Origin of the sequence: Nocardia sp. MH4 (genome assembly GCF_019266065.1) — a bacterium.
GTDB lineage: Bacteria > Actinomycetota > Actinomycetes > Mycobacteriales > Mycobacteriaceae > Nocardia > Nocardia canadensis.
Map to the genome: position 1 here is coordinate 17,648 of NZ_LPNR01000103.1, position 26,280 is coordinate 43,927.

Annotated in this window: 22 protein-coding genes and 1 other annotated feature; of the genes, 13 read left to right on the top strand and 9 right to left on the bottom strand. The window is 67.1% G+C overall.

Translation table 11 applies throughout. From position 1 onward, the window contains the following. Nucleotides 1–83 precede the first annotated feature (83 nt). From ATM97_RS16955 to ATM97_RS16965, 3 genes are all read left to right on the top strand, one after another. A complete protein-coding gene (locus tag ATM97_RS16955; RefSeq protein WP_218718992.1) occupies nt 84–539 on the top strand; it encodes an OsmC family protein in 456 nt (151 codons plus the stop codon). Nucleotides 540–1,190: 651 nt separating this feature from the next. Continuing rightward, complete coding sequence (locus ATM97_RS16960; protein ID WP_218718993.1) at nt 1,191–2,069, top strand: universal stress protein; 879 nt, start codon at nt 1,191–1,193, stop codon at nt 2,067–2,069. A gap of 141 nt (nt 2,070–2,210) precedes the next feature. Continuing rightward, nucleotides 2,211–2,363 (top strand): hypothetical protein, encoded by a 153-nt coding sequence (locus tag ATM97_RS16965; protein WP_218718994.1) that lies wholly within the window; start codon nt 2,211–2,213, stop codon nt 2,361–2,363. Nucleotides 2,364–2,640: 277 nt separating this feature from the next. On the opposite strand, the gene ATM97_RS16970 is transcribed toward ATM97_RS16965, so the two are convergent. Both ATM97_RS16970 and ATM97_RS16975 read right to left on the bottom strand, forming a co-directional pair. After that, complete coding sequence (locus tag ATM97_RS16970) at nt 2,641–2,844, bottom strand: hypothetical protein (protein WP_218718995.1); 204 nt, start codon at nt 2,842–2,844, stop codon at nt 2,641–2,643. Between the two features lie 681 nt (nt 2,845–3,525). Next, nucleotides 3,526–4,569, bottom strand: a complete 1,044-nt coding sequence (locus ATM97_RS16975) for a PHB depolymerase family esterase (protein ID WP_218718996.1) — start codon at nt 4,567–4,569, stop codon at nt 3,526–3,528. Between the two features lie 202 nt (nt 4,570–4,771). Between ATM97_RS16975 and ATM97_RS16980 the strand changes: the two genes are divergently transcribed. After that, nucleotides 4,772–5,116 (top strand): hypothetical protein, encoded by a 345-nt coding sequence (locus ATM97_RS16980; protein ID WP_218718997.1) that lies wholly within the window; start codon nt 4,772–4,774, stop codon nt 5,114–5,116. Beyond that, nucleotides 5,077–5,205: a sequence feature (AL1L pseudoknot), on the top strand. (Overlaps the previous gene by 40 nt.) A 532-nt stretch (nt 5,206–5,737) precedes the next feature. Here the strand turns inward: ATM97_RS16980 and ATM97_RS16985 are convergent. From ATM97_RS16985 to ATM97_RS17000, 4 genes are all read right to left on the bottom strand, one after another. Then, entirely contained in the window at nt 5,738–5,902 is a 165-nt protein-coding gene (locus ATM97_RS16985; RefSeq protein ID WP_218718998.1) for a hypothetical protein, read from the bottom strand. A 282-nt stretch (nt 5,903–6,184) separates the two neighbouring features. Then, entirely contained in the window at nt 6,185–9,025 is a 2,841-nt protein-coding gene (locus ATM97_RS16990; RefSeq protein WP_218718999.1) for a PQQ-binding-like beta-propeller repeat protein, read from the bottom strand. Between the two features lie 129 nt (nt 9,026–9,154). Beyond that, nucleotides 9,155–9,694: a dihydrofolate reductase family protein gene (locus ATM97_RS16995; RefSeq protein WP_218719000.1), complete on the bottom strand. Its 540-nt coding sequence runs from the start codon at nt 9,692–9,694 to the stop codon at nt 9,155–9,157. Nucleotides 9,695–9,774: 80 nt separating this feature from the next. Beyond that, a complete protein-coding gene (locus ATM97_RS17000; RefSeq protein WP_218719001.1) occupies nt 9,775–10,218 on the bottom strand; it encodes a DUF6069 family protein in 444 nt (147 codons plus the stop codon). A 121-nt stretch (nt 10,219–10,339) separates the two neighbouring features. Between ATM97_RS17000 and ATM97_RS17005 the strand changes: the two genes are divergently transcribed. Both ATM97_RS17005 and ATM97_RS17010 read left to right on the top strand, forming a co-directional pair. Then, nucleotides 10,340–11,005 (top strand): TetR/AcrR family transcriptional regulator, encoded by a 666-nt coding sequence (locus tag ATM97_RS17005; protein WP_218719002.1) that lies wholly within the window; start codon nt 10,340–10,342, stop codon nt 11,003–11,005. 944 nt (nt 11,006–11,949) lie between these two features. Next, nucleotides 11,950–12,435 carry a hemerythrin domain-containing protein gene (locus tag ATM97_RS17010; protein WP_218719003.1) on the top strand — a complete coding sequence of 162 codons (486 nt, stop codon included), beginning with the start codon at nt 11,950–11,952 and terminating at the stop codon, nt 12,433–12,435. Between the two features lie 75 nt (nt 12,436–12,510). Here ATM97_RS17010 and ATM97_RS17015 read toward each other — a convergent pair whose 3' ends face one another. From ATM97_RS17015 to ATM97_RS17025, 3 genes are all read right to left on the bottom strand, one after another. Then, entirely contained in the window at nt 12,511–14,451 is a 1,941-nt protein-coding gene (locus tag ATM97_RS17015) for a hypothetical protein (protein WP_218719004.1), read from the bottom strand. Nucleotides 14,452–14,558: 107 nt separating this feature from the next. Beyond that, nucleotides 14,559–15,560, bottom strand: a complete 1,002-nt coding sequence (locus tag ATM97_RS17020; protein ID WP_218719005.1) for a nitronate monooxygenase family protein — start codon at nt 15,558–15,560, stop codon at nt 14,559–14,561. A gap of 32 nt (nt 15,561–15,592) precedes the next feature. After that, entirely contained in the window at nt 15,593–17,365 is a 1,773-nt protein-coding gene (locus ATM97_RS17025) for a class I adenylate-forming enzyme family protein (RefSeq protein ID WP_218719006.1), read from the bottom strand. Here ATM97_RS17025 and ATM97_RS17030 point away from each other — a divergent pair. The 7 genes from ATM97_RS17030 to ATM97_RS17060 all read left to right on the top strand — a co-directional run bounded on the left by ATM97_RS17030 (nt 17,310) and on the right by ATM97_RS17060 (nt 26,268). Continuing rightward, on the top strand, nt 17,310–18,461 hold the full coding sequence (locus ATM97_RS17030) for a thiolase family protein (RefSeq protein WP_308248518.1): 1,152 nt from the start codon (nt 17,310–17,312) through the stop codon (nt 18,459–18,461). The genes ATM97_RS17025 and ATM97_RS17030 overlap by 56 nt on opposite strands. Nucleotides 18,462–18,504: 43 nt before the next feature. Continuing rightward, nucleotides 18,505–19,422: a helix-turn-helix domain-containing protein gene (locus ATM97_RS17035; protein ID WP_308248519.1), complete on the top strand. Its 918-nt coding sequence runs from the start codon at nt 18,505–18,507 to the stop codon at nt 19,420–19,422. Nucleotides 19,423–19,787: 365 nt separating this feature from the next. Then, entirely contained in the window at nt 19,788–21,290 is a 1,503-nt protein-coding gene (locus ATM97_RS17040) for an aldehyde dehydrogenase family protein (protein WP_218719008.1), read from the top strand. Next, complete coding sequence (locus ATM97_RS17045; RefSeq protein ID WP_308248520.1) at nt 21,287–22,492, top strand: thiolase family protein; 1,206 nt, start codon at nt 21,287–21,289, stop codon at nt 22,490–22,492. The genes ATM97_RS17040 and ATM97_RS17045 overlap by 4 nt, the downstream gene beginning before the upstream one ends. Before the next feature lie 38 nt (nt 22,493–22,530). Beyond that, nucleotides 22,531–24,270 (top strand): class I adenylate-forming enzyme family protein, encoded by a 1,740-nt coding sequence (locus ATM97_RS17050; RefSeq protein ID WP_218719009.1) that lies wholly within the window; start codon nt 22,531–22,533, stop codon nt 24,268–24,270. Nucleotides 24,271–24,273: 3 nt separating this feature from the next. Further along, nucleotides 24,274–24,735 (top strand): PaaI family thioesterase, encoded by a 462-nt coding sequence (locus tag ATM97_RS17055; protein WP_218719010.1) that lies wholly within the window; start codon nt 24,274–24,276, stop codon nt 24,733–24,735. Between the two features lie 48 nt (nt 24,736–24,783). Further along, nucleotides 24,784–26,268, top strand: a complete 1,485-nt coding sequence (locus ATM97_RS17060) for a carotenoid oxygenase family protein (protein WP_218719011.1) — start codon at nt 24,784–24,786, stop codon at nt 26,266–26,268. The last annotated feature ends 12 nt before the right edge of the window (nt 26,269–26,280 follow it).

The window sequence follows — 26,280 nt, forward strand, 5'->3', positions numbered from 1 at the left end:
GTGCGGCGACACGGCCGAAGCGCCCCTGGACTGGTGACGTCGGACCCTGGCCGGTCTGCACGGCCGTGCGACAAGCTCGGGGCATGCAAAACGCCGATACTACGACGTCGTCGGCCGCGCCGACGATCTACACCGTCACTGCCGCCTCGATTGCCGGGGCCGGGCCCGCTCAGGTGCACGCCGGCCAGGAAACTATCGATCTGGACACCAGCTGGGGAAAGGCGCCGTCAGGGCTGCCGGGTCCGGCGCACCTGCTGGCTGCGGCACTGGCGGCTTGCCTCTTGAAGAACCTGGCGCGTGCGGAGGATCTGCTGTCGTTCAGCTACCAACGCGCCGAGGTACAAGTGACCGCCCGTCGTCAGGACGTCCCGCCGAAGTTCACCGAGTTCACCTACCAGCTGCGACTGGTCACCGACGAGCCCCAACGACGTCTGGACCTGTTGCAGCGCAATCTGGCCGGGTACGGCACCGTGTACAACACCCTCGCGGCTACCTGCGAGGTCCACGGCTCCGTTGTCGCCGTACCGAGCGGCTCCTGACACCGTCGGAATCGGTCAATCCAGCACGGTGGCAGTACGAAGCAGCCGGACAGCAGACCTGGCCGGGGTCCCGGCGTTCATCGGCGTCGCCGAATCAGGCACAAAGTCGCGATCGCATGAGCCGGGCAATCCCACCTTCGGCATTACGACGCAGGTATCGCGCGACGACCAGCGCGGCCGCGGCTGGTGACTCGCCCAGGTCGGTCGTGTTCGCAGTCGGACATACTCGCCCTCGGCCGGATGGCGTGGGCGATGCCCTCGTGGACGTCATCCGTACCGCGAGCCGTGGCTACATCGGCTCCATCGGCGGGAAGACGCCCCATTCGTGCATCAGCATCATCATGGCGTGCAGGATCTGATGGATCTGGTATCCGAGCATCGCGTGTTTCCTCCTCCGGTCGCGCGGAGTGCGCGACTCACCGTTCGACTGTGCGCGTCCAGGGAACAAAGCGAACAGGGTCGGAAGACCCTCCTGGATCGCCACAGGTCACGCCCTCGTTAGCCCCGTCATCGACGCGGCGGTGACCATGACATGCCGTCGCCCGGCTGACGAGGACACGAACGACGAATGGCCCCCCGACGTGAGTCGTGTGCCCCTGTCGCCCGCCCGGCGGTGCACGCATGCTGGCAGCAGCGGAAGGGGAATCGACTATGAGCGTTGTCGCGCATCCGGGGCCGGTTGTCGTCGGCGTCGACGGTTCGGAACAAGCAGGTTGGGCATTGCGCTGGGCCGCCGAATACGCTGCCCACCATCGAGTCTCACTGGTGCTCGTCTGCGCTGTCGATGTCCCGGTCGATTCCGGTCCGGGTCTGGGTGGTCCGCACTTCGATCTCGAGGCACTACGCCGCGACGGTGAGAAGATCGTCGCGTCGGCGGCGGCCGAGGCAGTGGTGGTGACGGCGCCGATCGCCGAGGTCACGATCACCTCGGAAGTCGTCCTCGGCTCAGCGCGTGCCGCGCTCCGCCACCGCAGCGAATCTGCGCGCCTGCTCGTCGTCGGTAGCCGCGGCCTCGGCGCGTTCCGCCGGACGCTGCTCGGCTCGATCAGCTCGTCGATCGCCGGACACGCCGGGTGCGCGGTAGCGGTGATTCCCGAATCGGCGGTCCCACGGGACGGCCCGGTGGTGGTCGGAGTCGACGGGACGGCCCGCAGCATGGCGGCGCTCGCCATCGCCTTCGACGAAGCCGCCCGTCGTGGGGTCGTGCTGCGGGCGGTGCACGCTTGGTCTGAATTCGGCCGCTCGCAGTCGCCCGCCGCGTTGCGGGCCACTGCCGCGGCGAGGCTCGCCGAGAGCCTCGCCGGCTTCGCTGAGAACTATCCCGACGTGGAGGTCGATCGCATCGTCGTCGAGGATCGACCCGCCAACGCGATTCTCGCCGCAGCCTCCCGCGCTCAACTGGCGGTCGTCGGCAGTCACGGCCGCGCCAGGCTGTCCGACGCCGTTCTCGGCTCGGTGGCCCACGCGGTTCTGCACGGCATCGAGTGCCCGTTGATCATCGCGCGGCCACGCGCGTCGGTCATCCACTGATGCCTGACATGAGACAACGAACGGCACCCGAGGCAGGGTCGGCGGTCCCCGTCGACCGCCGAGGACGGGTGGTCGAATCGGAAGACAGTGTTCAACAGCGCGGAACGATTACCAGCCCTGCGGATGCGCGGAGGAAACCCGATGAGATTCGATGACGTGGTCGCAACCGTGAAAGAAGCGATGTCGGTCGAACGTGTGTACGCCCCGCCGGTGGAGCATGACGGAACGACGGTGATCGGTGTCGCCGCGATCTCCGGAGGTGCCGGTGGCGGCGGGTCAGACCCGGATCCTTGATCTTCGTGCCGCGACCGATTGGTTGCACGCGACGAACCGGTCCCGCTCGGTGAGCTCATGGTGCGGCTCCGGGGTGCCGTAGACCGGGCGCGTTCGGCACGACTCCTGTCCTCGGATGCCGCGCCGGCGAGTATCACCGTCACGAATCTCGGCAGCGACGAGAATCCGCATCGATGAATGCGACTATCCGCGTCTGGCGACCATCCACACGTGCGTCGAATTTCTCGCGACTCGGGCCTGAAGCCGGCGAGGCGTGGCATCGCCTGGGACGACATCGTCACTGGCTTCGGCGCAGCTCGATCCGGACCATGTTCTCCAATCCGTCCAGCGCCGCATCGGACGACGTCGGGTGCGAGCACGACAGATTTGGAAAGTCGACGCAGTAAGCGATGAATGCGCGTCGGGGGTGTGACCAGCACACATCCCAGCTGATGCGAAGCAGTTGGCGCTCGATGTTCTCGGCGGGGGTAATGGTGTCCATGGGTCGATTCTTTCGGAGTGTGGTGTTCGACACATGGTCGAAAAGGCTTTGAGATTAATGCCTTTCGTCATCGTTCGGCCCACGCGGAAGACCGTCACGTGGCCGAATCCACGTACTCGACTCGATCGACCTCTACCTCGACTCGCGGGCGGGGTGGTTCGCACGCTCGCGTGGTCACCCCACCGAAATACCACAGTTCGGTCAGTCACCTCAGAATTGGAACGGCTGCCGCAGTACCTACCTCGGTGTGCACTCGGGCGTGGCGACGTCGAGGGGCTTCTCCGAGAAGGCGGGGGAACTTCAGCACCGAGCAGTTCTATGATTGCGTTCCAAATCAGGTTCGAGTACTTCGATAGTTCGACCCGGTCGGCTCCTCGATCTACGGTGCGTTGGGTCTGCCATTCGGAGAACCGCGGGGCGAACCACAGCAGTCGGACGAAGTCGGGGTGAAGCCGTTCTCGTTCGGGTATCTCGATCGTCTGGAGGAGCTCCAGGTACGCGTCACCCAGCTCGGGGACGAATCTGCCGTCGCGGAGGTTGCCGAGGTATCCGCGTTCTGGGTCCCAGGCTGTGTCGAGTGCTTCCAGGACTGTGGGGGAGTCGTGTTTCATTGCCAGAATCCCATGATCGCTTCGGGTGACTGCGTGCACCACCGTCGAGCCGGGGCGCGGGACGGCCGGGTCAGCAGGCTCCTTGCAGGCCGGGAAGTCGGTGCGCCAGCAGGAATTCCATCATTCTGCGTTGCAGGGCCAGACCGCTGGTCGATTGCATCAGTAGTCCGCCGCCGATGTGATCCGGTCCGATCGGTGTGACGAATTGGGCCAGCTCGCAGCCCTGGCTCGAGTAGTGCTCGATAGTCGCGGGCACCGGATCGGCGGTGGTGGTGACGGCGGTAGGGGTGTCCGCGAGGGTGCGGATGCCCGCCCGCCGGTCGGCGCCGAGCCACTGCAGGATGTTCGCGCGTCCGATCGGGTAGAGGCTGGTCTGGTCGGCCAGATCCTGGAGGAAGAAGGCGGGCACCGGGCGGGCGCGCGGGCCCATGGCCTCGATAATGCCGGCGCCGGTGATGTCGGTGTATGGCGGCTGCGGGTTGATCCCGTACGGCCCTGCGGCCATCGGTGCGATCGCGGCGTACAGGTCCGGGTAGGTGGCGGCCATGACCGTGCTCATGCCGCCGCCCGCAGAGTAGCCGCCGACATAGACCCGGTCGCGATCGAGCCCGAACTCCTCGATCAGGGTGGTGGTGATGCCCGCGACAATCGACGGCTCACCGGTCTCGCGCTGCTGGTTGGCCGGATCGAACCAGTTCCAGCAGTGGCGCTCGTTGGCTGCTCGGGTCTGGATCGGGTACGCGAGAACGAAGCCCAATTCGTCGGCGACCCGCGTCAGCGCGAACCCGTTGCCGGCCAGCTGCGCCTCCGGATCGGTACAGCCGTGCAGGTAGATCATGAGGGGCTTGCCCGCAAGATCACCGGGCGGGACGTGTAGGTAGTAGTCGCGGGTGCCCGCTGCATTGGTGTAGCTGCGCTGGGTGACCTCGGACGCGTGTGCCTCCGGGCCGCTCAGCGCGCCCAGACCCGATACCAGCACCGCCAGGGCGACCGGGGCAGCGAGACGGCCCGGTGAGATGACGTGCCCGCCGATCCGCCGCAGCGCGGCGCGGATGGATTCGAGGGCCGGCTTTCGCGAGGAGTCCGTCCGCAGACTTGTGTCGATCGACTTCATAGATTCCCTTCCCTGGTTCGCCCTACAGTGCCGCACCTGTCGCGGCTGATCCAGCGTTCCAAGATCGGCGAGCGTTCGTGAGCCCATTGTCTTGTCCGCGGACCACGGCGTCCAGGTACGGGCGCGAGGCCCCGGCTGGGATCCGCAGGCTCTCTTCACGTTTTAGCGTGAACCGTCACGGGCCGGGGGCGGCTTCTTCCTAGTGGAAGATGGTCGTCATCATGCCGAAGCGTTATCCCCCGACGTTCGTGAGAAGGCCGTGCGCCTGGTTTTGGAGCGTCTGGATGAGTTCGAGTCCCTGTATGCCGCCGCCAGGGCGACCGGCCCGCTGGTCGATGTGTACTACGAGACGTTGCGGGTGTCGGTGAAAAAGGCCATGGCCGAGGGATCGCGGCCGGGCAAGAATTCCGCGGGCGGACTGGCCGCGGCTGAACGTGAAGAGCTGGCCAAACTCCGCAAAGAAGCGCGAGAGCTCAAGCAGGCCAACGAGATTCTGAAGCTGGCATCAGCCATTTTCGCGCGGGAACTCGACCCGCGACACCGTTGATCGTCGGTTTCATCGACGAATACCGCCAGGTCTATGGCGTCGAGTCGATCTGTAGTGCGCTCTCAGTGCACGGAATCCAGTTCGCGCCAAGGACTTACCGCAAAGCCGCCGCCGGCCCGCCTCGGCCCGCTATATCGCCGACGCGCACGTGGAGAACGCTCTGCGTGATTTGGCGGGTAGTTCAGAGCAAATGTATGGGCGCCGCAAGATGACATGCTATCTACGCCGCCGCGGCCACCAGGTCGCCTTCTGCTACTACTCTCAACAATCGCCACGCCGACCGGCGCTGGTCTAAATCAGAAGCCGGTCCTTTACCCGTGACAGTTCATGGGCCATGATCGCCCGACGGTGACGCCGCATGTCAAGCTCTCACGCGCTGAAAACCCCTCCGCCGGTTCGGGAAAAGTGGCCGACAGTCCAATGCGAGATTGCCGGTTTCCGATCGGTTTTCCGAACACCAGCGTCTGCGAGTCCTCGCGCGGGCGCCCCGGACGCGGCCGGGGCGTTACTGGAAATCATCCGATCAGGGGCGGGTCAGCGACGGTATTCGTGGGGCCTTCCGGCATTGCAGATCTGCTTGTCATTCAGCGCCTTCGAACGCTGCTCCTGCGAGGACACTATCTAGATGTGGATCGTTGCCTGCCCTTCGAGCTCAGCCACTGTTCGTTCCAGAACATCGCGCGCAAGCGTTGTCTCGCCGATATCCTCCGGCTGTCGGGCCAGCCTCGCTTCTTCCAGCTTCTCGGTCAGGTAGCGATGCCCCAGGTAACTTTCGAGTATCCGCACTTTGGCGTCTTCCCGGTCGACCCCGTCTTCTTGCCCCGTCGATGTTCGGAATACGGTCGTTTCCGAACGGCTCCTCGTGTCAATGTTCGAAGTCGCTTTCAGCAGAGCTCGAAGTCCTGTTCAGCTGCTCCGGCCCCGTTGAGACTCGCTTTGCGATCTAGCCAGCCGACCTGATGTTTCCCTCCCGTAGGGGCTGTCGGCCCGACGAGGTCGTATTGATCGGCCGGTTGTCTACCTGTCGTCCGGCGATGTCGAGGAACCCCTGGGAGCGCCGCGGCTTGCTCATAACTCCACTGCGGTGACGCCGCCGCGGCTGTAGAGATAGGCGGTTTTGTCGATGACGACGGGGCTACTGGTGGCGCGCAGGCCGATCGTGTTCCAGCGGGTGCTTCCTGTCGTCGCGTCCAGGGCGTACAGCTCGGAACCCCAGACCGCGTAGATCGTGCCGTTGGCGACCGCCGGTGCGCCGATGATCTGCTGCGGTTCCCTCGTCCAGAGGGTACGGCGGGTGCGGATGTCGTGGGCCGAGAGCGGCGCGGGGGCAGGGCCGCCTCCGCCGTAGTTGTTTCGACCGCCGCCGATATAGACGTTGTCGCCGACGGCGGCTCCGAAAGCCGCAGCGGATCTCGACGACCACAGCTGCTGTCCGGTGACCAGATCGAACACCCGCAGGTTCGGTGCGATGGGTGATTGAACTACAACCGTAGCGCCGACGACACCGACTTGCGCCAACGCGTCGTGGCCCACTTCGATGCGCCCCTTCGGAACGCCGGTGGCGGCGTCCAGGAGCGCGAATGCCGTGCCGTCTACGACCGCGACGGTGTCACCGTCGGCGCCGAAAAACCCGAAAGTTGTTCCGCGTTGGGCGTAGCGCCAACGTTGGTGGCCCGTTCGGGCGTCCAAGGCAATCACGGCGCTTTCGCGCCCGACGGCCTCCTCGGCGTAGACGTAGGCGGGCTGGTGCGTCGTAGCCATGGCGAAACTCGCGCTACCGGCGCCCTGCCAGAGCAGGGCGCCGGTAGCGGCATCGAATCCCGCCACGAGCTTGCTGCCGCCGACGATCACGGTGTCGCCGCTGAGCATCGGGCCGCTCTTGATGTCGAGCGCACCGAGCGGTGCCTGCCAGACGCTGCGGCCGGTGGACGCTTCCAGAGCGGATAGCGTGTTGGAGTTCGCGACGAACAACCGCCCGCCGTGCGCTGCGGGTGGGATTGCCGCGAGATCGCCATAGGAGTTCGGTCCGCTTTTCCAGCGCACTCTTCCGGGCACGGCCTCGATCGCGACCGCATCCGCTGCGGGATCGTCCCACAGCCGGGTCGCTGCGAACGCGCCGGCGCCTGCCAATCCCAGACCCGCCACGACTCCGGCCGCGAGCACAGTTCGTCGCTGCGTTGCCACGACGCGCGGGGCCGGGGTGGGGAGGGACGTCACCACGGCGGCCGGTGCCGGGGTGTTCGGTCGTGGTACTGCCGCGACGCCGCCCGGTGCAGAAGTGGTCGACGGTGTGGTGGCGAGCTGCCCGACTATCTGTCCGGTCGTGAGTCGGGCATCCGGGTGGACGGTGAGACAGCCGAGGAGCACCGTCCGCAGCTTGGATTCGGGGATGCCGGTGAGGTCGGGCAGCTGGGTGGTCATGCGATGCAGCAGGTTCGCGCCGCCGCTGTCACCGAAGGGCGTTCGGCCGGTGAGCGCGTAGACCAGCACACCGCCGAGGGAGAAGATGTCGGACGCGGGGCCGCTTGAGTCGTCGGTGAACTGTTCGGGTGCGCTGAAAGCCGAGGGTGGCGGTGCGGGTGACCCGACGCCGATGATCCGGGGTCCGGCGTCCGCCGGTATCACCGAGTCGGGGGTGAGCCCACCGTGGGTCAGGCCGCCGGCGCGTAGGGCCGACAGGGCGTGCGCGAGGTCGACTGTGAGGGCCTCGACCATCGGTGACGGTAGCGGGCCGCGTGCGGCAACCAGTTCGCGCAAGGTGGGGCCAGGGACGTACTCGGTCGTTATCCACGGCCTTTCGGCATCGGCATCGGCGTCGAGCACGGCGGGTATGTGAGCGCCGCGCAGGGTACGGGCAGCGGTGAAGGTACGGGCGAGTTCACCGCGGTCCATACGGTCGGGGTGAACGGTGCGGACGACGACCAAGCCGGCGTTCTCGTCACGACCCAGGTAGCTGTCGCCGAGGCCGGTGGATTCCAGGCGGCCGATGAGCGTGAATCGTCCGATCGCCGTGGGATCGCTGTCGCGCAGCGGCAGGGTGGGCGGTTCGGCCGGTGCAGCGGGCTCGGGCAGCGGTGCCGGGCAGGGCGCCACCGCGATGGTTGCGGCAGCGGTCCGTGGCTGGTGGGGTGCGGTGGTGGTACCTATCGGCGCTGTCCGCGGGTTCCCGGACAAGTCCGATTCCGGCTGGTTCGTGGCGCGAATCTCTTGCCCGCGCTGCACCCGAAGCATGATCGCGCCCAGCAGCACTGCTGCGCATGCCAGCACGCCGATCGCGATCGTCTCCACCACGATCAGGCCCGACCCGCCCAGCGGTGCGACGCCGAAAGCGATCGAGTCGTCGGTGGACTCTGTCCGTATCACGGGCAGCCGCAGCACCATCGCTACAAACGTGAGGAGCCAGCTGAGCAGCATCGCCGACCACCACGCGTTGACCAGCCCGTTACCGGGCCCCCGCTGTTTCTTGTTCGGGGAGCGCGGGTCAGCGGCCCGAACGACATCGATCATGATCGTGCGCGGGAACCACAGGTTGACGATCGGGCACACCCAAGCCCCGATCACCCACCCGATCGAGAGCCGATGCCGCCGCGCGAACAGCCTTTCGGCATTGCGGCGGGCCCGCCACAACCAGGACAGAAATACGACCGCACCCGCGAACTGCAGGACCAGCGTGAGATTTCGCAGCCAGGCTCGAGACTGCCATTCCAGTTCCGAGCCCCGTGGCCACTGACCCGTCGCCGCCATCTGATCCCACGTGCGTTCGAAGTCCGCGAGAGCGACTCCGTCGACGATCACGCTGATCAGACTCGAAATCAGCGTCGCGGTGATCAGTGAGATCGCCGCGACGGCAAGGGCTCCGAGCGGCCGAGCGCTCCCGCGATCGTGGGCGACCGACTGCCCCATCGACATGATCTGATTCCTCCGTCCGAGCACGACGCCGCGTTCTCCGGCGTCGGTGTGGTGTGTCGAGGCCGGCGCTCAGCTCGCCGAGAACGACGCCGACCCCGACAGCCCGTTCGGGTTCGGTGGTGGTGACCGCTATTTGGCGGGGGTGTAGATCTGGTTGATCACGCCGGTGCTGAACGCCTCGGCCGAGGCGAGTTTCAGCTCGACGCTGTCGTCGAGCTTGTCGAACCAGCGCGCGCCCTTGCCCAGGACGATGGGGTGGACGAACAGCTGCAGCTGGTCGAGCAGGCCTGCGCGCAGCAGGGACTGGACCAGGGTGAGGCTTCCGGTGATGGCGATGTCGCCGCCGTCGGTGGTCTTGAGTTCGCTGATCCCGGTGAGGACGTCGCCGCCGATGATCTCGGTGTTGTTCCAGGTGGCTTCGGTGAGCGTGGTGGTGGCGACGTACTTCTTCTGGTTGTTCATGAAGCCGGCGAACTCGTCGTCGCTGGTGGGCCAGTGGGCGGCGAACTCCTCGTACTGCACCCGGCCCAGCAGCATGGCATCGGAGGTACCCATACCGGCGCCGATGGCGGCGCCCATCTCGTCGTTGAAGTAGGGGAAGTGCCAGGTGTCAGGGGCTTCGGCGACGCCGTCGGCGGAGACGAAGAGGCTGGAAATGATCTTGCGCATCGGATTCTCCATCAGTGGTGGTCGTTCTCGGCCGATCGGTCGAGAGAGTGTGGGTGAACAGTGGTGCTGGGTGGTGAAGGTCAGTGCAGCGACGTCGCGACCGAACGCAGCCCGATCACGACGGCCGCGGCGACAACGAGGTGCATCAGCGCCAGGCAGACCGAGCTGGTGGTGGAGTCGAAATCGGTCACCAGCGGGCCGATCCCGGTCGCCAGGGCCGCCACCGCGCCGATGACCGAGGCGACGGTCAGGATGCGGCGCCAACGCAGCGCCAGCACCGTCGCCAGCCCGAGTCCGACCAGCAGCGGCAGCACGGTCTCGGCTGCGACCCACATCAGTGTCGCGGTGGCGGTGGTCCCGTTGCCGAGGTAGCTGAATTCCGCACCGGCGGCCGAACCGGCCAGCCACAGCGCCAGATTCGCGCCCAGCGCTGCGGCGGTGGTGGCGGCGATGACGAGCGCGGGGTGGTGGTGGTGGTGCGCTGCGGGGTCGAGGGTGGGAGCGACGGGGGTAGTGGTGGTCATGAGCAGGTCCTCGGCTCGATTCAGGGTGTGTACTGTACCGTACAGTTCTGGGTGAACTGAACAGTACGGTACACTGGTGTCGGTGTCAACAGATCCGAGAATCCGACATACCGGAGGCCTCATGCCCCAGACCGAAACTGCACCCGACCTCGTCGGGAACACCGCGGCCGAGCAGGCGCGCCGCCGGATCATGGAGGCGGCCATGGAGGTGTTCCTGCGCGACGGCTACCTCGGCGCGAAGACCGACGAGATCGCCAAAGTCGCGGGTTCGTCGAAGCAGACGATCTACAAACACTTCGGCAGCAAGGACAAGCTGTTCGAGCAGATCGTGTTCGACCGCCTCGGCGGGATCGACCAGGTGTTCCGGGAAGCCATCGGCGAGCTCGCCTCCGCCGACGACGTGGAGACCACCCTGCGCATGGTGGCGCACCGGTTCGTCCACCTGCTCACCCGGCCCGCGCAGCTACGGGTGCGTCGGCTCGTCATCGCCGAGGCCGGCCGCTTCCCGCAGCTGGGTCGGGCCTACTTCGAAGCCGGCCCCGAACGCGTCCACGCCATGCTGGCCTCCTGCTTCGCGCAACTGACCGAACGCGGCCTGCTGCGCACCGGCGAGCCCGAGCTGGCCGCGAATCATTTCACCTGGCTGGTGGTCTCGGTCCCGGTCAACAAGGTCATGTTCTGCGGTGACGACACCCGATTCACCGATGCCGAACTCGACCACTATGCCGACGCCGGAGTCGAAGTCTTCCTCGCCGCCTACCGGGCACCGACGCCGCAGGCACCCTGACCTCCTTCGTCCGCCGGAGCTGCGGATCACGATGCCGACGGGGAGGTGAGCAGGCACTTCGCCGGGTCGATGTTCCAGGGATTGGTGCAATCACTGATCTCGGGCGCTTCTGGTGTTGCCGGAGCCGGGAGCAAGTCTGCCGCGGCCATGCGGCTGACGCTCGTACCGGCATGCTTGGCTGAACGTGAATGTTGTTGAGGAAAGGGAAATCGAACATGCTCGGCACAACGTCGCCGCCACGCTCGGCGTGATGCTGATCGGCACCGTGGTTCGGTCGCGATCTTCGCCCCGATCCAGCAAGGCACAAAGCTGCCCCTCGCACCCCAGCGTTAGCGCCACGTCCACTGCCCCTTCGATCACCAGTGTCTCCTAGTCGTCTAGGGCTGACGACATTGAGATCAATAGGCCCCTCTCCAGGCAGGTCGCAGCGGCTTTCAGCCCACTCGCGGTCCTTGCCGCCTCGGCGATCCTCGACTCCGCCGAGCTGCCTGCAGGATTCCCGACCACGCAGTAGTCGGCCTGAGCGTGCACTGAAACGGCCCGAGTTCACCTCGGCTCGTTGATCCCTCTCGACGCAACCCATCAACCGGCCAGGGTGAGCACATCGGGCATGTGATTGTGTGTCGCGACATTCGGCGAGGACTTCGGCCGCCCGCGCACTCGCCGCGCTCGGGCGGCCACGATGCCGAATTGGTAATGGCGAACAGTCCCCTCGCCGCCGCAGCATAGGATGCGGTGTCGCGTGTACACGCCGGGTGGACGGCGTAGGCATGGAGGCACCACTTTCGGAAGGCAGCCAATGGGACCACTTCTCCTGCCCTGCTGACACCACGGCTCGCGCCGTGCGTGGCGCATAACCCTACTGCCCCAGCATTTTTCGGCCTTCGCGTGTCCTCGTCGGCAGCGATGGCCGCATCCGGCCTCCGTCACGAGGAGAGATCGCCATGTCCACCGAATCCCAGCACGTCGGCGCCCTGGGCCGCGAACTGATCGACACCCACCACTGGCTGCGGGGCGAACTGCGCCGCATCGCCCGCGCACTGGAGCAGTATCCGGACACCGAACCGATCGGCCCGCTGCGAGACTTGCGTACGCACTGCCTGGCCTTCTGCCAGGCCCTCACCGACCACCATACGAGCGAGGATCGGACGGCGTTTCCCCTTCTGGCCCAGCGTTTCCCCGATCTGGCACCGGTACTGGCCGAACTCGCCGCCGACCACCATCTGGTCGCAGACATCCTGACCCGGATGACCGCCGCGCTCGCCGAGCTCAGCGTCGAGAGACTCGACACGGTGCGTGGGGAGATCGCTGGGCTGTCGGCGATTCTGGAGTCCCATTTCCAGTGGGAGGAACGTCGGATCGTAGCGGCCCTGGACACCCTGCCGAGTCGCGAGTACACCGCAGCGGAGCTGTTCAGCCGCAGGCGATGACGTCATGACCGGTGCGCAGCCCGCGCCTCTGACTCTCCGCGGACGCGCTGACGTGCGCTTCCGACGGCGGCGCTCCTACTCGTTCAAGAAGTCTCCGAGCGTCTGGAACCCGGTTCGAACGACCTCGCCGATTATCTCGGTGCCACGGGAAATCATCTCTGCCCGAAATTCCTCGGCCTGGGCCATGGCTTCCTGGTGATACGGCTCCAGCATCGTGGCGAAAACGCCGGCCTGTGCGGGTTCCTGGACGACACCGGCGACGGCAGGGGATTGTTCGGCCGGTGGTCGCTGGACCGGTGGTGTTCGCGACGGTTCTATCGACCATACCTGTTGTTCCGCGGAGTTCACGAGGGCCACCGTTCCCTCGGCGTACAGGACGAGCCAGCTGACCGCCACGCCATTGGTGCCGGTAGCCCACACGGGACGGCCGCGCGCGTCGTAGCCGACGAAATTCCCGTCCCCCTGCAGGGTTGCCCGAACCGCACCGCAGCCGGCGTTTCGCACCCATCCGGTGGCGTTGTCGGCTTCGCTGGAGCGCAGTTCCAGGGCGCCGTCGGAACGAAAGGTCAGCGTGTAGTTTCCGTTGCTGAGGTAGTCGCCGCAGCGCAAGCTGGCGTCGCGCGGCAAGTAGTGCCCGACGAGATGGAACTCGCTGACGAGCCGACCATGTGCCGAAGACCAGAGAACCGAGTTCTCCGATCTGAGTTCGGCGGTGCCCGAGCTGTTGATCTCCAGTGCGTCGATTCGATATCCGACCGTATATGTCTGCCACACGTCGCCGCCGCTCGATGACAGCCTGAGATTTCCGCTGTCGTCGAGGAGCACGATATCCGCTCCGGTGCCGGCGGTTTCGGTGTTCCAGGAGATGGAGCTGCCGTGGTGCAGGGTCAGGTTTCCGTCCGGTCCGAACGTGAGTGTGGTGGTGCCGTTCTTCAGATACCGGCCATGCGTCAACCCGTCACCAACAGGCAGGAACGAGTAGCCGAGATCGTACGGGGTGAATCCCCGAATGTCGTCGCTGATCGCCGTTCCGATATCGCTGGTGGGCACGAGGCGTCCGTCCCGGTGCAGCGACAGCCGCGTCGCGGCGCTGCCCGCGGTTTCGGAGAGATCGAAGAACATGTCGTCGGCCGTGTCCAGGGATGCGCTGCCGTTGAAGTTCATGCTGAGACGTTCGAATCCGTATTCGCCGGTGAAGGATTCACGCAAGAATTGCGTACCCATCCGCCACACCAGGTTCCCGTTCTCGTGCAGGGTGACCGTGCAGACTCCTTTTCGGAGCTGCTCACCGATCTGCATCGACTCGCCTCTGTCCAGTTTCCGCCCGATATCGATCGGTGCTGTCGATCCTGTTCCGGTGCGCAGGGACCACAGTTGCCTGCCGGTGCGCGACAGGATGACGAGCTCGCCGTCATCGCGGAAAGTCAACCGGTCGATGTCGCGGCTGCCGGGGCCGAAGCTCCAGTTCTCTCCTTCCTCACCGTGCGCCGTGAATCGTCCGTTGAACTGGAGGGTTGCTCGTGTCGCAGGGACGATGTCTGGAGGGGAGACCCACAGCGCATCGATCCCCTTCCGCAGAACCAGAACCCCGTCCCGGGCGAGGGCGAACTCGAACCCCCCTCGCGTGATGGATTCGCCACGCGTCAGGCTCTCGCCGACGCGTAGTTCCGCGCCGACAGTGCGAAAGCGCCCCGAGTGCTGGGCAGTGATGACCTCGCCCCGCGCGTCGTACATGGCGATGTCCCCGTCGCCTTCGAGTTTCACATAGCTGACCGGCGCTCTCGACGGGACCTCCCACAGCACGGTTCCGGCGGCATCGTAGGCGACGAGCCCACCGGCGGTCATCTCGATGATCTGTGTGACGAGACCATCTTCGCGCTGCGCCATCGCGGTCACCTCGCGTGCGGATTCCGAGAGCGACAAGACTCCGTTCGACTGTAGAGTCAAGCGGAATCGCCCATTGCTCAGGAATTGGCCGTGGCCGATCGTGTCGCCGACATGCAGAGTGTCACCCACCTGTTCCCCCCTCGTTCTCCGCAGGTGTGGGAAGCATACGTGCGATGTGCAGTGGTGGCCCAGTACACACCTATCGAAAAGCGATGCCGACTCCGTCCCGGTTCTGGCTACGCTCCCCGAGATCGACCTCGTGCAGATCCGCCTCCGGCCCGAAGACGAGTGGCCGTTCGGCCCGCAACTCGGCTGAGGGCAGTGTCGTACTCCTTTTCGATACGGTGGACGATCGTGCTCACCGGTTCGACGGCTCGGATGGTTTGTAGACCTTGACCGGCGGCCCAGACGTCCTTCCACCTCTTGAGCGAGGCGGTGCCCGCGGTGTAGTTCTTCTCGACGGTCGGCGGTTCGAGATCGTCAGGGTCCAGGCCGCACGCGATCAGGCTCGGCTTGAGCCACGAGGCCGGGGTTCCGGTGATCGCGGCGCTGACGACGAGGTCGTCCGGTCCGTGGTCGACGACCATCTGTTTGTACGCCGCTGGGGCTGTGCTTTCGGCGGCAGCCAGGAATCTGGTACCCAGGTACACCAGGTCGGCGCCCGCGGTGATCGCACCGGCGACGCCGTACCCGTCGCTGATGCCGCCGCCGATGATGACCATCCCCTCGAAGAACTCACGCACGGCGGAGGTGAAGGCGAACGGGGAGAGGTGACCGGTGTGGCCCCCGGCGCCGGCCGAGACACAGGCCATGCCGTCGGCGCCGGCCTCCGCGGCCTTCCTCGCGAGCTTCATGTTGACCACGTCGGCGATGACGACACCGCCGTAGCTCTTGACGACATCCATGACGGGCCGGGGCGAGCCGAGGGCGGTGATGACGATCTGTGGTTTGTACTCGGCGATGAGTCGAAGGTCCTCGGCCAATCGTGCGTTGCTGCTGTGGGTGATGAGGTTCGCCGCCCAGGGTCCGGTGGGTCGCGACGCGTCGTCGTCGCGCAGGCTGTCGGTGATCGTCCCCATCCACGTGTCGAGATCTTCGACGGTTCGGCAGTTCTGGGTCGGAAAAGAACCGACGATGCCCGATCGGCACGCCGCGACCACGAGGTCCGGGCCGGAGACCAGGAACATCGGTGCGGCGACCACGGGGAGGCGTAGAGAGTCGAGAAGGGTGTTCATCATGGTGTCCTGCTCAGGAGTGGGGTGTCAGCGGTTCAGTGGGTGAATGGGGAAGAGGCGCCCTGCGTGCGGCGCTCGAGCATGCGTGCCGCGTTCGTGCGGTCCACCTTCCCCAGGTGTGTCAGGGGGATTGCCTCGACCCGGTGGACCGATTTGGGGCGTTTGAAGTCCGGCAGGCGGTCTCGGCACTCGGCGAGGAGGCTGTCGTCGTCGAGGGCGGCACCGGAGTGGACCGTGTAGGCGGCGGCGATGCGCTGTCCCCACACGGAATCCGGTAGTCCCACCACGACCACGTCGTTCACGCCGGCGATGCCGGAGATGACCTCTTCGACCTCGCGGGGGTACACGTTGTAGCCGCCGGTGATGATCATGTCCTTGCTTCGGCCGGTCAGATGGATACAGCCGGTGGCCGTCCGCAGGCCGAGGTCGCCCGAGTACAGGACGCCGTCCGCGTGGTTCTTGCCGAGATCCGTTCGCGCACCCGCATTGTGGTATCCGGGACTGACCGCCGCGCCGCTGACCACGAGCTCGCCGATCTCACCGTCGGGAACGGGGCGGTCGCCATCCCTGAATTCGATCTCGATTCCTGGGCAGGGCCGCCCGACCGAGCTGAGAAGGCGGGGATCGTCGGTCATCCCGCGGTGGTGGTCGGCGGCATCGAGCACGGTCAGCGGGGGGATCGCCTCGACCATTCCGTAGTACTGGACGAGATTCGGCGTGATCCGCTGGTACGCCTGGCGGATGTGCTCGACCGGCATCGGCGCTCCGGCGTACGCCAGCATGCGCAACCTCCGCATCGGTGTGAGCCGGGCGTCGTCGAAGTCGAGCATCCGCGCGATGACGGTGGGCACGAGCGCGGTGTGTGTCGCGGCGTGGCGTTCGACAGCGTCGATCACGTCCGCGGGACGAGCGTGATCGAGAATGACCTGGCGCGCGCCTGCCTCGAGAAGCGGGAGAACGAACAGTCCGCTCGTGTGGATGATCGGCCCGGCGTGGACGAAGACCGGGCGCTCGGCACCGTCCAGGGTGCCCGCCAGGACGTGCTCACGCATCGCGCGAAGCGACGCGAGTCGGTTGGCGTGCGATCGCTGCGCGCCCTTCGGTACTCCGGTCGTCCCGGAGGAATAGTGGAGGGCGCACAGCGACCGGGGGTCCAGGTCGGGCAGTGCGAAACTCTCCGGTGCCCGGGCGAGGACGTCGTCGAGTGATGGAAGGTCATCTCCCGCGCCGGCCGCGATCACGATCTCGGTTGGCGACCGCAGGGCGAATTCCCGCGCACCGGCGACCGCTGGATCGAAGATCAGCGCCGCGGGTGCGCAGTCCGCCATGATGCGCACCCAATCCCGCTCGCCCACCCGTGGATTGAGCGCCACGCGGACATAGCCCCCGATGGTCAACGCGAGGTCGATCTCGACGGCGGCCGTCGAGTTGGGCAACAGCACGAGGACGGTGCGCCCTGGCTCGACCCCGATCTGCGCGAGGCCTGCCGCGAGGCGGTGGACACGGTCGGACAGTTCCCTGAACGTGAGCGAGGTCGTGCCGTCTTCCACGGCGACGTCGGGACCGAAGCGCGCGGCTGCGACGCGCACCACACTGGCGATAGACATGTGAGCCCTACTCCTCCATTTCGCTACACTTATTGAAGTAGACATCAGTCGGCCCGGTTTACGCAACAACAGTTCGGCGCCGGCAGGAGAGGAGCGCGGCATGACCCGATTTGCGACTTCGGCAGGGGAAGGGCGGACACCGTGGGTGATCGACGCGGTTCGAACGCCGTTCGGTTCCGCTCGGGGTGCGCTGTCGTCCATCCGCGCGGACGATCTCGCGGCGCTGCCGATCGCGGGCTTGGTCGCCCGACACCCCGGGCTCGATCCTGCCCGCATCGATGACGTCGTCTGGGGAAACGCCAACGGCGCAGGTGAGGACAATCGCAATATCGCTCGCATGGCGCTGCTGCTCGCGGGCTTGCCCCACACGATCCCTGGTGTCTCGGTCAATCGACTGTGCGGATCCGGCGCCGAAGCGGTGCTGGCCGCGACCCGGCGGGTCGCGGTCGGTGACGCGGATATCGTGCTCGCGGGAGGCTCGGAGAGTATGAGCAGGGCACCCTATGTCCTGCCTCCGGTCGACTCGGCCTTCCCGCGCGCGCTCGACCTGGTGTCCACCACCGTCGGATGGCGCATGACGAACCCCCGATTTCCCGCACCGTGGGTCGAATCCCTGGGCCGCTCCGCCGAACTGGTGGCTGCACGTCAGGGCGTCGGTCGCGGTGAGCAGGACGAGTGGGCGCTGCGATCCCACGAACTCGCGACCCGCGGGTGGGCCGACGGTGTGCACGACGGATTCGTGGTTGGGCAAGCGGGCCTCGAACGTGACGAGCCGATCCGTGCGGCCGATCGTGCCGCGCTCGCCGCGCTGAAGCCGGCGTTCTCCCCGAACGGCAGCGTCACGGCGGGGAACTCGTCGCCGGTCAGTGACGGTGCGGTCGCCGCGCTGGTGGCGAGCGGAGCCGTCGCCGAGGAACTCGGTGTCGAGCCGCTCGGGCGGGTTCTGGCGTCGGCCGTCGTGGGGATCGAGCCGGAACTGTTCGCGCTGGCCCCGGTCGCGGCGATCGGGAAGGCGCTGGAGCGGGCGGGGCGAAAGCCCGCGGACGTCCGTGTCCTCGAATTGAACGAGGCGTTCGCGGCGGTGGTTCTGTCGTGTCTGCGTGAGCTACCCGGCATTTCGGCAGATCGGGTCAACCCCTTCGGTGGGGCGATCGCGATGGGACATCCGCTCGGTGCGTCCGCCGCTCGCGTGGTCATCGACTGCCTGCGGCACCTGCGACGGCTCGGGGGTGGAATCGGCGTCGCCTCGGCCTGCATCGGGGTGGGGCAGGGCATCGCTATTGTGTTGGAGGCCTGACGCGATCGGTGCGACGGGCGCCGGTTCGGGAAGGCGGGTGGCTGTGGTCGACGAGGCTGGGGCTGCGATGGCGCCGAGCCCGGTGGCGCAGACGATCGACCTCCTGGGCGACCGTCTGACCGTCGCAGTGCTTCGCGACGCGTTCGTCGACCACGTGCGGCGATTCAGTCAGTGGATCGACCGGACCGGGGCACCGCCCGCGGTGCTGTCGTCGCGCCTGAACGCGCTGGTCGAGGCGGGGCTGATGGTGCGGCGCCCACAGCCGGGAGGCCACGAGCGGCACGACTACATGCTCACCGACCTGGGTCTCGCGACGTGGGAGTTCCTGGTCAGTGTGTGGTCGTGGCAACGCGAATGGTCCGCCGAGGGGCTGCTCCAGCCCGAAATGGTCCATGTGGACTGCGGGCATCGAGGCCCGCCGGAATTGGTGTGCGGGCACTGCGGGGAGACCGTCAAGCCGCGAGACGCGAGGCTCGAGCTGGACCGTGACTCTCTGGTCATGGTGGCGCGTGGCAGTCGTCGGCGGTCGACCCGGAACTCGCCGGCCCTGAGCCGGGCCGATCTCCAGTTCACCGAGGTGATGGAGGCGATCGGGGATCGGTGGAGCGCGCTGGTCACCGGCCTCGCCCTGTCGGGTGTCCGGCGCTTCGGTGAGTTCCAGTCGATCCTGAAGATCTCACCCACGACCCTCACCGAACGCTTGACCCGTCTCTCCGACGTGCAGATACTCGCCCGCGGTGACGGCGGCCGCGAGTACGTGCTGACGCCCCGGGGGCGGGCGCTGTTCCCGATCTTCGCCTTTCTTCTCGCCTGGACACCGACGGCGCACCCGGGTGTACCGGCCGAGCAGCTGGGGCCGAGGCTGCGCCACGACGGCTGTGGCAACCCACTGCGGCCCGCCCTGCGCTGCCGTGGCTGCGATGTGAATCTGCAACGCACGACCGTCATCTTCGAAGCCTGACAGCGCGGTCCGGCCGCCCTGCCTGCCGCGGTTGGCGCGCGATCGGCGCAGCGCCGCCTTGCCGAGAAGTCGACCGTTGACAAACTTTGTGCGACTTGCTTCACTTCAATAATAGTAGTGACCGGCGCGTGGGACGCCGCGGCTCATCTCTCCGCAGCGGACCCGCCGATGTCGCCCAGTCGCACCCCCGTCGACAGGAACGAGCCTTCATGTTCTTCGAAACACATCGCGATCTACTGCAGGCCGCAGTAGATGCCAACCAGACACGCTCCGCGTGGACCGGATACACCGCCATCGCCCCGCCCGAATGCGGGCAGGCGGAAGACATCGTCGGTTCCTACGATGGAGCAACCCTGTGCCTTTCGGTGCAGACACCCAGCCGGATCACGGCCGACGAGGTGTCGCCCTATACCGGCAAGGCTCTGAACGTCACCTACAGCGCCCCTTCGGCGGAGGAAGCGCTCGGCGGCGCTGCGCGAGCGGCGGTGGCCCTCCGCGACGCCGACGTAGAGCTGCGAGTCGGGGTATGTCTCGAAGCTCTGCACCGAATTCATCTGCGGGGTCGGGAATTCGCCGCGATCACGTCCCACACCACCGGGCAGAGTCTCGCTATGGCCTGCAGCGGGAGCGGGACCAACGCGTTGGACCGCGGACTGGAAGCCGTCGCGATGGCGTGGGCGGCCATGAGCCGCGTGCCCCCGGAAGTGACCTGGCAGCAGACGTTCGGCACGTCGGAGGTGACGTTGCGCAAGCGGTTCCGTGCACGCCCGCTCGGTACGGCACTGGTCATCGCCTGCGCATCGTTCCCGGCCTGGAACGCCTACCCGGCGATCCTCGCCAACCTCGCCACCGGCAATCCGGTCCTGGTCAAACCACACCCGCGCTCGGTGCTGGCAACGGCAGTGGCCGTGAGCGTCATCCGTGAGGTCCTCGCCGAGGCCGGGCTGCCCACCGACGCGATCCAACTCGTCGTCGACACCGTCGATGATCCCGTCGCCGCCCGGCTGGCCACAGATCCCGCGACGCGCATCGTCGACTTCACCGGCAGCCAGTCCTTCGGGACATGGCTCGAGCGCAACGTCGACAACACTCTGGTGTTCACCGAGACCGCGGGCGTCAACACCGTCATCCTCGACTCGGTCCGGGACCTGCCCGCCGCCATGCGCACTCTGGCCGGAGGCCTGTCGCTGTTCAGCGGGCAGATGTGCACCACGCCGCAGAACATCTACATCCCCGACGCGGGAGTCCGCACGGACCACGGCCCCGTCTCCCGCGACGACGTGGTCGCCGCCCTCCGCTCGGCGATGGACGACCTCGCGGGCGCGCCGCGCCGCGCCGCCGCCGTCTGCGGTGCGCTGCAGTCGGAAGCGACCCGGCAGGCGCTCGACGCCCTCACCGACCGGGCGGCGGCGGACGGCACCCTGGTGCGTCGTCCCTCGGCCTACGTCCATCCCGAGTACCCGCAGGCGCGGGCGGTGACCCCGCTGCTGGTCCGCGTCGATCCACGGCGTGGCGACCCGCTGCCCGACGGCGAGCAATTCGGACCCGTGGCGTTCGTCATCGACTGCGCCGACCGGGAATCCGCCGTCGAGCACGCGACCGCGAGCGTCCGTCGGCACGGCGCGATCAGCTCGTACCTGTACTGCACCGATGACGCGGCCGTCGACGCCATCGCCGACGCCTACGCGGATGCGGGCGCGTCGCTGTCGGCGAATCTGGTCTCCTCGATGCCGATGCAGTACGCGGCCGCCTACAGCGACTATCACGTCACCGGTCTCAATCCGGCGGGCAATGCGACGCTGACCGACGAGTCCTTCGTGGCCGGCCGATTCCGTATGGTCCAGGATCGCCGCCAGGTGCGGGGGTGAAGTCCGTGTCCCAGTTCTCCGACGGCGTCTACATCTACGACGCCGTTCGCACTCCCAAGGCCCGGGTCCGCCGACACGGCGGTACCCTCGCCGACGTCCCCGCCTACGACCTTCTGGCCCAGTTGTTCTCGGCCGTTCAGGAGCGTGGCTTGTCGCCGGACGTGGTGGACGACGTCGTGATCGGGACGAGCACCGCGGTCGGAGACCAGGGCGGCAATGTCGCCCGCGCCGCCGTGCTCTGGGCAGGCTGGCCCGACGCCGTGAACGCCGGCGTGGTGTCGAGACTGTGCTGCTCGGGAATCGACGCGATCGAGACAGCGTCCGCCAAGATCGCCGCGGGCATCGCGGACGTCGTGGTGACCGGTGGTGTCGAATCGATGTCGCGCGTGCCGATGATGTCCGACCGGCCCGCCTTCGCGGAAGACGCCGACCTCGGCGAACGGACCGGATTCGTGACGATCGGCGTCTCGGCGGATCTTACCGCCGCGCAGTACGGATTCACCCGAGCCGAACTCGACGAGTGCGCCGTCACCTCGCACCGCCGTGCCCTCGCCGCACCCCGGTCCGGTTCGATCGTGCCGGTGCGTTCCGACACCGGAACGATCCTCACCGCGGACGAGGGACCCCGCGACGACATCAGCCTGGCCGGTCTCGCGGACTTGGCGCCGCTGTTCGGCCGGGATCCGCTCTGGGAGCGAGTGGCGGAGCGGCTACCCGGTGCGCCGCGGCCCGCCGTCGGGCTGCACACCGCGGCGACGGCTCCGCAACTCTGCGATGGCGCGGCTGCTGCCGTGCTCGGCACCGCAGCCGCGGCGACCCGCATCGGGTCCGAACCCGTGGCGGAGGTGGTCGGCGTCGCGCAGGCAGCGGTGCGCTCTCCGCTGTTGACCGCCTCGGTGGTGGCAGCGCGACGTGCCCTCGGCAACGCCGGGATCTCCGCCGACCGACTCGATGTCGTCGAAGCGAACGAATCCTTCGCGGCCTCGGTGCTCGTCATGATGCGGGAGCTGAAGCTCGACCCGGACAGGGTCAACCCCAACGGCGGATCGATGGCGACCGGCCATCCGCTCGGCGCCGCCGGCGGCGCACTGCTGGTCAACGCACTCGATCAGCTGCGTCGCGTCGACGGCGAGTACGCGTTGATCACCATTCCGGCGGCGCTGGGACTCGGCGGCGCCGCAGTTGTCCGGCGACTCGGATGAGCGCCCGCCCCCGTCGAGCGTCCAAGGAAGTGGACCCCATGAACGTCATTGCGGACAACCTGTCCTCCAACCGCTTACGCGCGTGTCATCCGGAAGACCGGGTCGAGGACCATCTCGCTCGCGGGTGGTGGCGCCGGGACACCGTGCTCGACCTCCTCGACGGACACGTCCGGGACCGGCCCGGCGCACCTGCGGTCACCGACCCCGGGAATCTGCCGGAACTCGCCGGCCTCACTCCGCAGTCCCTGACCTGGGCCGAGTTCGCCGCGAAGGTCGATGACATCGCCGCGAAACTCCATGCGAGCCACGTGCGCCCGGGAGATGTGGTCGCGGTGCTGCTCCCGAACTCGGTTGCCCTCACCGCCACGTACTTCGCGTTGTGGCGACTCGGGGCGATCGCGGCACCGATGCCGGCGTCCTACCGGCGACACGAGCTGAGCCGAATCGTGGCGGCTTCCGAAGCGGTCGGCGTCGTGACCACGACCAGCCTGCATGACCGCAGGCCCCATGAGGAGGCACTGTCCCTGGCCGCCGAGCTGGCCTGCCTGCGGCACGTTTTCACCTTCGGACCAGCCGCCGACGGTGTGGGTGTGCCGCTGGACCGCGACCCGGCCACCGCGGACGAGGTCGACGCGGCGCGGTGTGCGCAGCGGAGGCTCACACGGACCGTGAACGACTGCCTCACCATCTGCTGGACCAGCGGTACGGAGGCCGCGCCGAAGGGCGTTCCCCGGTGTCACGCCGATTGGCTGGCCATCGGGCACGCCGTGCAGGACGGTTTGCAGGCACAGCCCGATTCCGTCATCGTCGGGCCCTTTCCGATGGTCAACATGGCGGGGTTCGCGACATCGCTGCTGCCATGGCTGCTCAGCGGCGGGCACCTGGTCCAGCACCACCCGCTCGATCTTGCGGTGTACCTCGATCAGATCCAGCGGCACCGAGCCACCCACACGAGTATGCCGCCGGCGATTCTCAGCATGCTGTTGCAGAATTCGAGCCTACGCACCACGTTCGACCTGTCGTCGCTGCGCACGGTCGGCTCGGGCGGCGCACCGCTTCCCCCCGGCGTCGTCCGCGACTGGCAGAACGATCTCGGCATCGAGGTGATCAACTTCTTCGGCTCCAACGAGGGCGTCTGCCTGCTCGGCGCGCCGTCGGACACGCCGGATCCGACGGTGCGCGCCCAGTATCTCCCGAACTACAGCGCGACCGGCAAGACGTGGGTCACGGCGGTGGCTGAGCGGACGTCGGTCCGGCTCGTCGACCTAGCGACGGGCGAGGTGGTCACGGAGGTCAGCGGTCGCGGCGAGCTGCGGCTGAAGGGGCCGACCGTCTTCGCCGGCTACCTCGCCGGTACGGCGGCGAGCAGCCCGTTCGACGACGACGGATACCTCTGCAGCGGCGATGTATTCGAGCTGTGCGGCGAGTCCGGCGAGTACCTGAAGTTCGTCGACCGCAGTAAGGAGATCATCATCCGGGGCGGGATGAATATCGCGCCGGCGGAGATCGAAGGCCTGCTCCTCGAGCACCCAGCGGTCGCCGATGTCGCGATCGTCGGCTACGACGATGTAGTTCTCGGCGAGAAGTGTTGCGCGGTGGTCGTTCCCGCCTCGGAGCAGGAGGTCGTACTCGACGACCTCGTCGCCTTCCTGCGCGCCAAGGACGTCGCATCCTTCAAGCTGCCGGAGAAACTCGTCACGGTCGACGAACTGCCCCGCAACCCGATCGGCAAGCTGCAACGCCGCACATTGCGTAGCGAGATCGCTCGAGAAGGCTGAACCATGAGTGAGAAGGCATCCCCGGTGGCAGCGTCGCGACCGACCCCGACCGGCGTGGATCGGCCCCTCGCCGAGGAACTGACGGACATGCTCACGGGCCGCTTGCCGGGCACGATCGGCATGCGGATCCTCGCGGCCACTGCGGAGCAGGTCGTCGGCGAACTGCCCGTTCAGGAACGGGTGCTCGCCCCCAACGGATACCTCCATGCGGCGAGCGTGGTCGCGTTGGCGGACACCGCCTGCGGGATCGGGACCCGGTTGGCGCTGCCTGCCGACGCCACCGGTTTCACCACGGTGGAACTCAAGACGAACTACCTGGGCACGGCGCGGTTGGGGGTTGTCACCGCGACCGCGGTCCGCATGCACGGCGGCCGACGAACACAGATCTGGGACGCGACCGTTCGCGACGACCAAGGCAGCACGATCGCCCTGTTCCGCTGCACTCAGTTGATATTCCACCCCTGAAGAGCCCGCGAACCGGGGCATAGGCCATTCGACGAAAGGAAACACTCGATGACGAACACGAAGCCATCGGCGAGCGAGGCCCCGATTGCCGTCGCGCGCCCCGCGGACAGCACCGCGGAAAACCCTTACCTCCTCGGCGTTTTCGCGCCGGTGCAGGAGGAATTGACGCTCGACGATCTGCCGGTGATCGGCGAGATTCCCCACGATCTCAACGGTGTCTACCTGCGCAACGGTCCGAACCGGCAGTTCGCGGCCCCGGGCCGGTACCACATGTTCGACGGCGACGGCATGATCCACGCCGCTCACTTCGACAACGGCAAGGTCCGCTATCGCAACCGATACGTCCGCACCCGCGCGTTCACGGAGGAATCCGCGGCCGGTCGCGCGCTGTGGACCGGACTGATGGAGAACCCCGCGAACAACCCGTGGGGCAACGGCCACGGACTGGGGATCAAGGACGCCGCCAACACCGACGTCATCTTCCACCGCGGTCAGGTTCTCGCCACCTGGTACCTGTGCGGCACCCCGTATGGGATCGACCCCCTGTCGTTGGAAACGCTCGGCGCCCAGGACTTCCTGGGGACCTTCGCCGGTGACATGATGGCCCATCCGAAGGTCGACGAGTCGACCGGTGAGCTCATCTGGTTCGACTACGGTCCCGACCAGAACTTCCTGCGCTACGGCATCATCGGGCCGAGCGGACAACAGACGCATCTGACCGAGATCGACCTGCCGGCGCCGCGGCTGCCGCACGACATCGCGATCACACAGAACTACTCGATCCTCATGGACCTGCCGCTGGTCCAGGATCAGGATGCCCGGCGGGCGGGCAAGTACCGCATCTTCTACGACCGGGCACTGCCCTCGCGCTTCGCGGTCATCCCGCGGCACGGCACCGGCGCACAGGTGCGGTGGTTCGAGGCGAAGCCGTGCTACATCTACCACGTCGTCAACTCCTGGGAGCAGGGCGACGAGATCATCATGGACGTCTGCCGGGTCAAGAATCCGCAACACCAGACGACTTTCGATCATCCACTGGCGAGCATGCTCGCCTATATGCGTCTCGATGCGCAGCTCTACCGATACCGGTTCGACCTGCGGACAGGGACGACGACCGAAACCCCGCTCGACGACGCGAACCTCGAGTTCCCGAGCGTGGATTCGCGGATCGTGGGGCAGTCGCATCGTTACTCCTACAGCATGAGCCTCGGACACGAGCCGATGTTGCTCTTCGACGGCCTGGTGCGCTTCGACTCCCTGACCGGAACCAAGGAGGAGCACAAGTTCGGCGCGGGGCGCTGGGGTGCCGAAGCACCGTTCGCGCCGCGCGACGGATCGACCGGTGAGACCGACGGCTACCTGGTCTGCTTCGTGAACGACGAGGCCGAGAATCGCGGCGAGATCGACATCTTCGACGCTCAGGATGTCGCCGCGGGTCCGATTGCGCGAGTGCTGCTACCGCAGCGCGTGCCGTCCGGTTTCCATGCATGCTGGATCCGCAGCGATCAACTTGCCGAACCCCAAGCGGGCTGAGCCGCCGAGACG